Source organism: Paenibacillus sabinae T27, assembly GCF_000612505.1.
Lineage (GTDB): Bacteria > Bacillota > Bacilli > Paenibacillales > Paenibacillaceae > Paenibacillus_AQ > Paenibacillus_AQ sabinae.
Map to the genome: position 1 here is coordinate 1,617,967 of NZ_CP004078.1, position 12,193 is coordinate 1,630,159.

9 protein-coding genes and 3 pseudogenes are annotated in these 12,193 nt (G+C 46.1%); 9 read left to right on the forward strand and 3 right to left on the reverse strand.

What is annotated here, in order from left to right:
• The first annotated feature begins 222 nt into the window (after positions 1-222).
• A complete protein-coding gene (locus PSAB_RS07435) occupies positions 223-885 on the forward strand; it encodes a TetR/AcrR family transcriptional regulator (protein WP_025333952.1) in 663 nt (220 codons plus the stop codon).
• Between the two features lie 174 nt (positions 886-1,059).
• On the opposite strand, the gene PSAB_RS07440 is transcribed toward PSAB_RS07435, so the two are convergent.
• Together PSAB_RS07440 and PSAB_RS07445 are read right to left on the reverse strand one after the other, a co-directional pair.
• The gene (locus tag PSAB_RS07440; RefSeq protein WP_025333953.1) at positions 1,060-1,902 is read right to left on the reverse strand and encodes an oxidoreductase; all 843 of its coding nucleotides are present in this window, start codon (positions 1,900-1,902) and stop codon (positions 1,060-1,062) included.
• 78 nt (positions 1,903-1,980) lie between these two features.
• On the reverse strand, positions 1,981-2,787 hold the full coding sequence (locus PSAB_RS07445) for an SDR family NAD(P)-dependent oxidoreductase (RefSeq protein WP_226991776.1): 807 nt from the start codon (positions 2,785-2,787) through the stop codon (positions 1,981-1,983).
• A 245-nt stretch (positions 2,788-3,032) separates the two neighbouring features.
• Here PSAB_RS07445 and PSAB_RS26095 point away from each other — a divergent pair.
• From PSAB_RS26095 to PSAB_RS24520, 8 genes and pseudogenes are all read left to right on the forward strand, one after another.
• A pseudogene (locus tag PSAB_RS26095) lies at positions 3,033-3,192 on the forward strand (23S rRNA (adenine(2503)-C(8))-methyltransferase ClbB); the annotation flags it as partial.
• A gap of 145 nt (positions 3,193-3,337) precedes the next feature.
• The gene (gene sigK / locus PSAB_RS07450; protein ID WP_025333955.1) at positions 3,338-4,039 is read left to right on the forward strand and encodes an RNA polymerase sporulation sigma factor SigK; all 702 of its coding nucleotides are present in this window, start codon (positions 3,338-3,340) and stop codon (positions 4,037-4,039) included.
• Positions 4,040-4,265: 226 nt separating this feature from the next.
• Positions 4,266-6,541 (forward strand): annotated as a pseudogene (locus tag PSAB_RS07455) (preprotein translocase subunit SecA).
• A 272-nt stretch (positions 6,542-6,813) separates the two neighbouring features.
• Positions 6,814-7,521 (forward strand): DNA alkylation repair protein, encoded by a 708-nt coding sequence (locus PSAB_RS07460; RefSeq protein ID WP_025333956.1) that lies wholly within the window; start codon positions 6,814-6,816, stop codon positions 7,519-7,521.
• Between the two features lie 115 nt (positions 7,522-7,636).
• Positions 7,637-7,725, forward strand: a pseudogene (locus PSAB_RS25420) (RNA polymerase subunit sigma-70); the annotation flags it as partial.
• A 279-nt stretch (positions 7,726-8,004) separates the two neighbouring features.
• Positions 8,005-8,949 (forward strand): NAD-dependent epimerase/dehydratase family protein, encoded by a 945-nt coding sequence (locus PSAB_RS07465; protein ID WP_025333957.1) that lies wholly within the window; start codon positions 8,005-8,007, stop codon positions 8,947-8,949.
• A gap of 191 nt (positions 8,950-9,140) precedes the next feature.
• Complete coding sequence (locus PSAB_RS07470; RefSeq protein ID WP_025333958.1) at positions 9,141-10,130, forward strand: hypothetical protein; 990 nt, start codon at positions 9,141-9,143, stop codon at positions 10,128-10,130.
• 26 nt (positions 10,131-10,156) lie between these two features.
• Entirely contained in the window at positions 10,157-11,071 is a 915-nt protein-coding gene (locus PSAB_RS24520; RefSeq protein WP_025333959.1) for a glycosyltransferase family protein, read from the forward strand.
• Positions 11,072-11,214: 143 nt separating this feature from the next.
• Here the strand turns inward: PSAB_RS24520 and PSAB_RS07480 are convergent, their stop codons facing one another.
• A complete protein-coding gene (locus tag PSAB_RS07480; RefSeq protein WP_051529738.1) occupies positions 11,215-12,171 on the reverse strand; it encodes a glycosyltransferase in 957 nt (318 codons plus the stop codon).
• Positions 12,172-12,193 lie beyond the last annotated feature (22 nt).

Below are 12,193 nucleotides of genomic sequence, written 5' to 3' on the forward strand. Positions count from 1 at the left end.
TTTAGCCGAGTCATATCCTGTTATGGTTTTCGTCTCCAAACATTCCTCCAGCCCGATCTATTGGCCCATTCTTAACGCCCGCTTCCAGCTCTTGCTAAAAAGGATGATAACACACAATGAAAACGAAGTGAACAAAATATATATAAATTGTCTATATAATATTATTTGTTTATATTTTCTTGAAACCGTGTATAATAGAAGGAACAGGTAAGGGGGAGCGTAATGTCAATGGAGCATCAGCAAGATAAAGCAAAAAACAAGCTGCTGAAAAAACTGATTCCGTTCCTCATGAAGGACGGGTTTCAACAAATGAGGATGGACGATATTGCAAAGTTTATGGATGTTAGCAGGGCAACGATGTACAAGAATTTTTCTTCAAAAGAAGAAATCATCGAGGGCGTCGTTCGCATTTTTGTTGACTATATAGAACGGCTAGAGGATCGTACCAATGAGGATGACGATCGATCGTTCGGGGTTTGGTTTCAGCAATTGTTTGAACAATCGGTAACGTTAGTTGGCAAAATATCTGATGTGTTTCTGAAGGATTTACAAATGGTATTTCCGGAAATGTACGATGTTTTGAAGTCTGCGTTGAATAAAAAGGAACAGCAGACCCTTAAGTTTTATCAAGATGGGAAGAACAAGGGGATTTTTAATCCGATTAACGAGAAGTTCATTTTACTTCAAGACGATATTTTGCTCCGGGAAATCATGAATGTGAAGTATTTGCTTTATAACCAAATGACCATTCAACAAGTCCTCAATGATTATTATCATTTTAAAAAAATTCAATTGTTCAAACCGGAAAAGATGTCCTTAGTGGACGACTCACGGATTCACCCCGTCATTGAACATATTGTCGAGAAATTCAATCGTGCTTTATAAATCAGAATATATAAAAGTCTCAAAGTCTTGTTCATTTGGAACGAGGCTTTCTTTTTATTGGAAAAATTGGGAAAAGAAGAGACCGCTAACCGAATGGAAGCACCATAAATCGTGGCGTCATTTCCGTCAGTGGTCTAAACTAAGGGGTTCGGTAAATCCTATGTTTCAGCCTGCTTAGTCTGTTTCTATCGGAAAATCAGCAGAACGACTTACTTCAGCCCATGTATCCACTTCTTCTGCACGCGATCTTGATGATTTCTCTGCAGCTTCAACAGCCCCGGCACCGAGAAGTAGACGAAGCGGTGGATCTTCCAAGTTAACGATATCCATGATGATCTTGGCTGCCCGTGCCGGGTCTCCTGGTTGTTTACCTTCCGTGGCAAGGCGGAACTGGTGCATTTGACCAACGGTTTGAAGGTAATCTTCACTCATCTCCGCCATGTTCATAGATGCCCCTTGCCAGTCGGTTCGAAATGCCCCCGGCTCAATAATTGTGACCTTGACACCGAAGGGCTGGACTTCATTGCTTAATACTTCTGAAAAGCCTTCGACTGCATATTTTGCAGTCTGGTAAGCCCCCATGCCAGGTGTACCACCAACTCGTCCACCTACGGAGGAGAACTGAACAAAATGACCGGAACGTTGCTTGCGCAACACAGGTAGTGCTGCCTTGGTCACATTTACGACACCGAATAAGTTAGTCTCGATTTGTGCACGAAAATCCTCATCGGTCATTTCTTCAATGGGAGCACTATTCGCGTAGCCGGCATTGTTCACAACCACATCTAGTCTCCCGAACGAGTCAACGGCCAATTTAACCGCCGAAAGAGCAGCCTTAGCATCAGTAACATCTAAAGAGAACGTACGAACTTGATCCCCGTATTCCTCCAAAAGGTAGTCTAACTGTTTTGAGTTGCGTGCTGTGGCTATAACTTGATCCCCGCCTGCCAGCACCGCTTTCACAAGCTCCTTGCCAAAACCCCGGGAACTCCCGGTAATAAGCCAAACCTTAGACATGATATATTCAACTCCATTTGATTTAATTAGTGCTTTGCACATGTAACTCGTATTTTGCTAATTTAGTGTGTTGGGTTCTTAGAATGCTCCTCGAATCAAACCACCGTCAACGCGAATGGTTGCCCCGCTTACATATTCTGCATATTCGCTACAAAGATAGGCTACAGCCGCTGCAATTTCATCAGGGTAGCCGAAGCGTCCCCGGTCATTAGGAATAAGTTCGTTAACCGCATTAGGCATAATCTCATCCCAGGTTTGGCCCCAACCCCGAGAAGGTCCAATGTGCTCAACCAAATCCTTAACCGCATCCACAAGGATTGCTCCTGGCGAAACAATGTTGGAAGTAATTCTCGTGCCCTTCAACTCACGTGCCAAAGATACAGCAAGATTATGGCGGGCAGCTAGGGTTGCGTTGTATTGAGGGTGGGTATTCATTGGTTGCAGAGCAAGCCCCCCACCGATCGTAATGATACGACCCCAGTTCTGTTCACGCATTTTTGGAACCAAGCGTTGAATCATACGCACACCAGAAATGACATTAACGTTATAGGTATCAGCCCATTCGTCGGCTGTAGCTTCCATCCAGGAGAAATGACGATAGAAGCCAGCGTTGTTGACGAGAATGTCTACTGGACCATCGGCCAACGCAGCAGCAGCAACTGCATCTGCTCCTTCATCAGTAGTTAGATCACCGAGTGCAATCGTCGCAGTTCCACCATTGGATTTGATGGACTCTGCTACAGCGCGAGTGCGCGCTTCATCGCGTCCATGTACAATAACAGTTGCTCCTTCAGCTCCCAGCATTTTTACCATTGCCATTCCAAGACCATTGCTCGAACCTGTAATAAGTGCCCGTTTGCCTTTTAAATTCAATTCCATGTCCATTTGCCTTCTTTCTTCGCGTGAAATCAATATCAATACAATTACGCCATGGCATTTAACGCTTGTTGAACAGGATCCTGTGAATTGCCCATACTACTTTGATTAAAACAGTGTCAACGATAGGATTCCGCTTTCTTTAACCTCATTGACCACTTCTTCATCTTAACCTGATCAGATTATATCACTGGAATAAAACAAAGTAAACAATAAGTATATAAAATGTCTATTTTGAATAAAGTTTATACATCTCGACTGAAGTTACGCCAGACAGCTATCGGCAATCTGATCCTAATCAGATTAAAGCGTTTGTTCGGATCTTGAATTCAAAAGGGTATCAGCGTCACGGTTCGAACTCAATTCGGATCGGACATTAACGCGGCATGCGGCCAGCTATACCGCTCCGAATAATCGATGTCGGAAGTAAATTTATTTCGTGTTTCTATTTCCCGCGTACATGCACTTCTAGGCATTCACCCACATACAATGAAGTGACCGTGAACCCGTAGGAATGACTGACCGGTTTCATTGTACATGTGCGGGAGGTGTCGCCAAAGTGCCCGGATTTCTTAGCACCATTGCACTGTTGATCAAGGAACTGTCGCTTCTGGTATCTTATGTAAGGAACAATGCGTTTCCCCAACCTTTGACTGAGCAGGAAGAAAGCAAATACTTGGGAATGATGGCCGAGGGAGATGCCAAGGCAAGGAATTTGCTGATTGAACATAACTTGAGGCTGGTCGCCCATATAGTAAAAAAATTCGACAATACAGGCGAAGACATGGAGGATCTAATCTCCATTGGGACGATCGGACTGATCAAGGCGATTGAAAGCTATCGCCCGAACAAAGGTACGAAGCTCGCGACCTTTGCCGCCCGCTGTATTGAAAACGAAATTCTGATGCATCTGCGCTCACTCAAAAAAACGCGCAAGGACGTGTCACTGCACGACCCCATCGGTACGGATAAAGAAGGCAACGAAATTACCTTGATTGATATTCTGGGCTCGGATACGGACGATGTCATCAAGGAAGTGGACCTGAAGATCGAGAAGAGCAAGATCTACCGCAATCTCGACATTCTAGACGATCGGGAAAAAGAGGTGGTGGTCGGCCGTTTCGGACTGGACACCGGGGGCGAGGAGCGGACGCAGCGCGAAATCGCCAAGGAGCTGGGCATCAGCCGCAGCTATGTGTCGCGGATTGAGAAAAGGGCGCTTATGAAGCTGTATCATGAGTTTTATAAGGCGAAGCGATAGGGAACAGAAGGAGACCTGCCTAGTCGGCGGGTCTCTTTTTTAGAGGATATATCTAATACCTTGACTTGACCGTATACTGTTCAGCTAACGAAAACGATAGTTCGATAGACAGCAAAACACAGCACAACGACATTCTTTATTCCAAAATTTGCTATTGTTATAGAGTTTGATTATACTTTAGCCACTATAGAATCGCGTATTTCTACCGAGGAGGGATCAAATTCCGATGAATTTAGCTGTCAAGTTGATGCAAAAATTCAAAGACCTAGATACCCAGAATAAGCTGAAGGTCTATCGGGACAAAACGGAGCTCATCCGGAAACGGAATTTGGAAGCATGGGACGATGAGCAGCTTCAAGCGGAATCCCTCCGGCTGCAAAAAGAAGCAAAATCGGGCACGCCTTTGGATGCGCTGCTTGTCGATGCTTATGCGTTAGTCTGCGAGACAGCGAAGAGAAAGCTCGGATTACAGCCTTATGATGTCCAGATCATGGCAGCCATCGCTCTGCATGAGAGCTTTTTGATCGAGCAGCATACCGGTGAAGGAAAAACGCTCTCTGCTGTTATGCCTGCTTATCTAAATGCGCTGACCGGCGAAGGCGTTCATGTGCTGACTTTTAACGATTATTTGGCCAAGCGGGATGCGGAGTGGATGGGCCCGATCTATCGTTTCCTTGGGTTAACGGTAAACTCGGTTCAAGCGGGCATGAGCCTGTTCGAGAAACGGGAAGCATACGCCAAAGATATAACCTATGTTACGGCTAAAGAATCGGGATTCGATTATTTGCGCGACACAATCGCACTGGGCGAAGCCGATACCGTACATCGTCCTTTCCACTACGTCATTGTCGACGAAGCGGATTCACTGCTTCTCGACGAAGCGCGGGTGCCGCTAGTCATCAGCGGCGAGTCGGGCTCTTCCAAGAGCGACGGCATACTTTTCGCAGAAGTGGCTCGGCAGCTCAATCAAGCAGAGCATTACGACTTCGACGAGTTCCAGCGGAACGTTTACTTGAATGAAGCAGGAGCTGCGAAAGCGGAGTTGCTGCTGGGATGCGGCAATTTGTACGATAGCCATAATAGTTACTTGTTAACGTCATTGAATTGCGCGCTGCATGTGGAATCGTTATTACAAAAAGACGTCGATTACATCGTCCGGGACGGTAAAATCGAACTGATCGAAGAATATACCGGCCGCGTGGCCGAGAACAGGTATTTGCCGGACGGGCTGCAAGCCGCGCTTTCGGCCAAAGAAGGGCTGCAGTGGAACGCTGGCGGGAAAATTCTCGGGACGATTACCCTTCAACACTTCATCAGCCTGTATCCGAGGATTTGTGGAATGACGGCTACTGCATACGCTTCTGCAATGGAATTCGAAAATATTTATGCGCTGCAGGTGCTGCAAATTCCGCCGAACCAGCCAAACATACGGATCGACCATCCGCACCGGATTTATACCCATAAAGAAGCCAAATATAAGGCGCTTGTACAAGAAATCTCGTCCGTCCATAGGGTGGGACGCCCCATTCTTATTGGTACGTCAAGCGTCGAGGAGTCTGACATGTTAGCGGAGACGCTAGCGGTTGCCGGCGTGCCTTGCCATGTTCTGAATGCGAAAAACGACGCAGAAGAAGCCGAAATCATCGCCAAAGCGGAGAAATCGGCGCCGTGACGGTGTCTACGAATATGGCGGGACGCGGCGTCGACATTCGGCTCGGCGGCGGGGACCCCGCGCAAGCGGAAGTTGTCGCCAAGCTGGGCGGGTTGTATGTGATTGGTACACATGTGAACGAAAGTGTGCGTATCGACGACCAACTGCGCGGGCGTTCTGGCCGCCAAGGCGACCCGGGAGCTTCCGTATTTTTCGTAAGCTTGGAGGACGAGTTGCTGCTTCGGTTCGGCATCAATAAAGTGATTCGCGCTCCCAGGCAGGATGAGGCGCTCGAAGAGCCGGTGCTCCGCAGCAAAATCACGCATATTCAGCGCGTTATTATGGGCCAAAACTTCGATATCCACCAGGAACTGAACTGTTATTCGGATATGGTGGAGGATCAGAGGCGAATTCTATACGAGGAGCGGCTCGGAATTTTGAAAGGCGAGCAGCCGATGAGCCCTGCGGAGCAGCGGGTGCGGCTTTTTTATATCGACGAGTTCTGGGCTGACCATCTGGCATACGTTTCTTACCTTCGCGAAGGCATCCACTTGGAGAGCCTTGCCAGCCGCAATCCAATCGACGAATTTCATGCGCAAATCACTCAAGCCTACGAGCAAATTCCGGCTAAAATCAATAGTGAGTCGGCGAATATGCTTGTAAGGCTCGGAGGTTCGAATGACCCGGCGAAGTGGGAAAAGTTCGGTCTGAAGAGCCCTTCTTCCACTCGGACTTATATTATCAACGATCAATACCTCCAGAATAAGCGCAGCTCGTGGACCGGAGCGACCGTATTTGCTTATTGGCTTCGCAATGTTATACGGCCGATATTCAGGCTGTCAAAATATTGATGCAGCGCAGCTTTTTCAAGGATGACCGGGACGAATACGAGGGAATGCTCGATTCATCCTGCGCTGAAAATGTTAAGCGGAGCGTTGAAGCTGTGTTGACTTCGAACAATATGGGGCGTCTTGCTGCCGTTCTACGGCCGGGGATGTCTCGTTTTTTGAATAAGAACCAGTAAGATCAGGTAGTCTGAAGGGATACTGAGCTTGCGACAGGGAAATCCGTACAGTACACTTTCTTTATCCTGTACTACTTCGAAAAAAGGAAGTGTTAAACAATGAATGTAGAAATGGTCATGCAGGAGCTTGAAGCGCTCGGCAAGGAACGAACCAAGAAAATATACAGCTCGAACGGCGCGCACGAACCGCTTTTTGGCGTGGCTACCGGCGCAATGAAACCTATCTTCAAGAAAACCAAAATAAATCAGCCTCTAGCTGAGCAGCTTTACGCGACGGGGAACTACGACGCCATGTATTTTGCCGGCATTATAGCTGACCCCAAAGCAATGACGGAAGCCGATTTTGACCGCTGGATGGATGCGGCTTATTTTTATATGCTGTCTGATTATGTAGTTGCAGTAACCTTGGCAGAAGCGGATATTGCACAAGAGGTTGCCGATAAATGGATCGCGAGCGGTGAAGAGCTGAGAATGTCAGCGGGCTGGAGCTGTTACTGCTGGCTGCTCGGCAATCGACCGGATGATGAATTTTCCGAAAGCAAAATTGCCGGTATGCTTGAGATCGTGAAAAATACGATTCATGATTCACCAGAACGCACTAAATACGCAATGAACAACTTTTTATACACAGTGGCGGTATCCTATGTGCCTCTTCATGATAAAGCGTGTGAGACCGCAAGGACTGTAGGCCCAGTAGAAGTCAATAAGGATAAGGCAAAAAGCAAATTTCTTCACGCTTACGAAAATATTCAAAAGGCTGTCGACAAAGGGCAGGTTGGTTTTAAACGCAAGCATGTAAGATGTTGACCGTGACAAAAGCTTAAACCTACTCCGAGACCGATAGCTCAGAAAGGAAGAACCAGCAGCCACACAAGGCTGCTGGTTCTTCCTGTGCCCGGAGACAGACGATGTGATCAAGGAAGTCGATCTCAAGATCGAGAAGAGCAAGATCTACCACAATCTCGACATTTTGGAGAACGGGAAAAAGAGGTCGTGGCCGGCCGTTTCGGATGAGCCTCACATTCCCTTTGCTTTCTTGTTTATGGGCCTTTCTTTTATATAAATATATCAGCGGATGAAGCTGTCCATCTGCACAAGCTGTTAGTTCACCTGTTCATAGATTATAGTATCTCACTATGAAGGGGTGAATGAAGTGCATAAAGTAATAATCACAGGAGCAAATGGATTTATTGGTAGTTCATTAACGAATTATCTTGCGAGGGAAAAATGGAGAGAGCTCGAGAATAAACTCTCTCCCAAGATGTTTCAAAGTGTGGGAGGCGATCTTTTGTGAAGAAAGCTATTGTTACGGGTGCAACTGGTTTTATAGGGAGTTATCTTGTAAAAGAATTAATAAATAACGGATATAAAGTATTGGCGATTATTAGACCTAATTCAAATAATAGATACAGATTAGAAAATTTAAGTGATGTAAAGATTTTAGAATGTGACTTATCTGATCTGAAAAATGCTGGAAAAAATATTAATGAAAACTATGATTATTTTTTTCATCTGGGTTGGGAAGGAGTCTACGGTGAAAATCAATCTAATTATATTGTGCAACTAAGAAATACTGAGTACGCTCTCGATGCTATGGAATTAGCAAATAAAACAAACTGCACACGTTTCATAGGAGCTGGAAGTATCCAGGAAAAAGAATGTTTAGTTGAAATGCAGAAAAGCCAAGAGGTTACTAATCAGGGAAACGCATATAAAACAGCAAAATTGGCAAGCCATTTTTATTGTAAGTTAAAAGCAAATAAAGCTAAGATAGACTTTTTTTGGCCGCTTCTTACCAATACTTATGGTGTTGGTGAAACCTCAAGTCGATTAATAAACAGTGTCATACAAAAGCTAATCAATGGCGAGGAACCGACCTTAACAAAAGGTGAGCATTTATATAATTTTATCTATATCACTGACGCTGTAAGAGCCTATAGGATTATTGCAGAGAGGGGAATTAGTTATAATGATTATATAATTGGAAGTGAGAGGGTTATACCTTTGAAAGAGTATTTAGAGGAATTAAAAGATGTCGTAAATCCCAATCTCACTCTAGGTTTTGGAAAACATATTTATAATGGAGTTTATATGACTAAGCAAGATCTTTATAATAAAAATTTATATACAGACACTGGGTATAAAACTAATGTGCCATTCAAAGTGGGAGTAAAGATGACCGCTGACTGGCAAAGGAGAGAATTAACTGGCTCAAAAAAGATATCCCTGCCTTAAGTGCCTCCCACCAATTCTCTGCTACCTCGAACTCGTTTGGGAAATCCCCCCACTTCCACATTCGACATGGGTGTCTATAGGATATATCAGCGGATTATGCTGTACATCTGCACAAGCCATTAGCTCCGTTGTTCATAGAATATAGTATCTGCTATATCAATAGGATCCCAGAACAAGGAGGCTCGTCCAATATGATTATCGGAACGGTAGTCAATGCTTCAGGATTACCTCAAGCGAGGCTGATGGCGGCTTCTGTAAAGCGGATTATGCCTGAGACAACCATAGTAGTCTGCCTAGTGGAACGATACCCGGTAGAACCGCTTCCAGATATTGACTGGATTTTTACGGCCAAGGATATTTCGGCTTATATCGGGTTCCACGATTTTGAAGGGTATATGTTTAAGTTTAACTCCCTCCAATGCGCCACGGCGATGAAAGGACAACTGTTAAGCTATCTGCTCAAAGCCTTTCCGGAGGAGGAGCAGATTGTATATCTCGATCCGGAGATGGTTGCATTCAAGCCGTTCAGTGAAATATGGGCCATGCTTACCTATTATGATGTTGTGCTGACTCCCCATCATCTTGAGCCCTCTGACCCTTGGGATTGCTCCCGCGAGATTGGGACGCTGCAGGACGGGACCTTTAACAGCGCACTGGTTGGCGTTAGAAATAGCGACGAGGGTCGTCATTTTGCGGACTGGTGGGTGAAGATGACTTCAGGTGATTTTTACGGACAGCCGAAAGGGCTGTATATCGACCAGCCTTATCTGAACTTCGTTCCCACTTTTTATCATACAGGAATTCTTCATCATCCCGGCTACAACCTGGCATTCTGGAACCTGCATGAACGCTGCAGAGAACTCTACTGGGTAGAGGATCAGTATTATTTGACCGACTGGACTCTGCTTCACTGCGTGAACTTCAACAATACGGCCGGGCTGCTGGACAGTTGTATGAACGCCTTCATTCCGGACAACTGGGTTTATGCACAAATGTGGAAGAACTACAAGCAGGATCTGGAAGCGTTGCTTCCCTGGCATTCACCTTTCTCCTGGAGTTATGACTTCTTCTACAGCGGGGAGAAAATATCGGATGAGACCCGGTTACGCTACCGGGAGGCCAAAAAAAACCGTTCAATGGATGTTAATCCCTTCACACTCTCAAATGAAAGTCATTTTTGATTACCGAATGGAGAGGAGGATCTGTCATGATCATCTGCTCGGTGACTTGTGCAGACAATCTGCATGAGGCTATGGTGATGGCAAGAATGGCAAAAATTCAAATGCCATATGCCCGGGTTGTCATATGTCTGTTGGAGAGGTCGATGCATCCGGCAGCGCTTAGCGTTCCATGGTTCGACGAAGTCATTCTGGCCAAGGATATGGGAATCCCCGAATTTGAAACCAATATTCTAATATACAGACTTTATGAAGCGGTAACCTCCATTAAACCGGCTTTTCTCCATTTTCTGTTTGACCGGTATCCGGATGAACTCAACATCGTATTCATGGATACGGACGTTATCCCTTACGCTCCATTCGACGATCTGCTGTTTGCCATGGAACACCATAAAATCCTGCTGTTTCCTCACCTGCTCGAGCCGTGCGGAGATCCGTGGAGCTATTTATGGGTGGGCGTCTTTAACGCCGGCATGATGGCGCTTCGGCGGTCGGAGGAAACCATGCGTTTTCTGGAATGGTGGGGACAGCGGCTGTACCACTACGGGTTTTACGAAGCACCCTTTTATTGTGATCAGAAATGGATCGATCTCGCGCCGGCTTTCTTTAACGTTACCGTATGGGATCACCCGGGGTACAATGTCGCCTACTGGAATCTGCACGAGTCCAGCCGGAAGATCATTTCGGCCGGGGAAGGGCGGTATTGGCTTGAAGGCGGCCTTCCATTCGTCTGCTTTCACTATTCCGGATTAAACAGGGCTCTGCAGTACCATTTGGGGATATGGTTTCCCGATCATTCGTATGCGCTGTATGAGCTGATCCGGCTTTTTCAGGAAGAACTGTGGGTTATGGGGAAAGAGGAGTTTTCCCAGATCCCCTGGAGCTATGACTATCACATAGATGGCACTCCTATCACCGCGGATGAGAGAAATAGCTATCGCTGATGTCTGGTCTTTTGTTAATGGGCCATTGTGAGATTCTCTTGTATAATGGTTAGTTGTGGTGACTCTCTAAAAAACACCCGTTCCCCGGACAGCTTCCGGGAAACGGGTGCATGTTACGTTGTTTAGCTGTCCAGTTTACATAATTATTGCCCCTGCTCAATTACCTTCTCGTAGATTTTCAAGTAACGTTCTGCCATCTTTTCTTTCGTAAAACGTCTGGCGACATATTGACGAAGCTTCTTGGGATGAACGGATGCATCGCTCATAACCATCCTCGCCATATCCTCCGTGCTTTCGCACAGAAATTGCGGGAATCCGGACAATACTTCCGGTACAGCCCCTCTTGGGAATGCGGCCACAGGCGTTCCGCACGCCATCGCTTCAATCATCACCAGTCCGAATTGCTCCTCGCAAGCCGTCGGAAACAGGAGCCATTTGGCATGCTTCAGCAAATCCTGTTTTTCTTTTCCGTGAACTTCATTTACATATTCAATATTGGGATTATTATTAATTCGCGGGAGGATCTGATTGAACAGATCTCCGTCCCATGCAGGACCCGCTATTATCGTTCTTATTCCTGTCATTTCGGCCACATCAATCGCCGTTTCCACGCCTTTTTCCGGATCAATCCGTCCCAGAAACAGCAAATAATCTTCTTTGTGCTTGCTATAATCATACTCGCTTAGGTCGATTCCATTGTGCACAAAAAATCCTTTATGCCGGTTAGGAGACTGTATAAGCTTTGTGCGGCTCACATATACAGGATGCTTTGCCGGGACATGAAGCGACCATTCCGTATGAATCGTAGAGACAACCGGAATGTCCAGGTCTTCTTGCCCGAACAGGAGATCATGCGTATGGTCATGTATGATATCCGCATTGTCCGGGATCGTATCCAGAACGAAATCCTTGATGCTGTCCGTTTCATAACGGTGGCCATACGGAATCACAACAGCACGGCTCCGGCTTCCTGCGAGAGCATACAGATAGACCTCATGCCCCATTTCAACAAGCGCATCCGATAAATTGTAAACGACCCTTTCGAGACCTCCGCTGCCGGGAAGAGGAATGATGTTCGGAGCGATCTGAACAATGATCACCGTAACTCACCTCTGCTTATAA

Coding starts and splice junctions, on each gene's coding strand:
- PSAB_RS07460 (WP_025333956.1), top strand. CDS start 6,814: ATGAATGTAGAAATGGTCATGCAGGAGCTTGAAGCGCTCGGCAAGGAA.
- PSAB_RS07440 (WP_025333953.1), bottom strand. CDS start 1,902: ATGTCTAAGGTTTGGCTTATTACCGGGAGTTCCCGGGGTTTTGGCAAG.
- PSAB_RS24520 (WP_025333959.1), top strand. CDS start 10,157: ATGATCATCTGCTCGGTGACTTGTGCAGACAATCTGCATGAGGCTATG.
- PSAB_RS07445 (WP_226991776.1), bottom strand. CDS start 2,787: ATGGACATGGAATTGAATTTAAAAGGCAAACGGGCACTTATTACAGGT.
- PSAB_RS07470 (WP_025333958.1), top strand. CDS start 9,141: ATGATTATCGGAACGGTAGTCAATGCTTCAGGATTACCTCAAGCGAGG.
- PSAB_RS07435 (WP_025333952.1), top strand. CDS start 223: ATGTCAATGGAGCATCAGCAAGATAAAGCAAAAAACAAGCTGCTGAAA.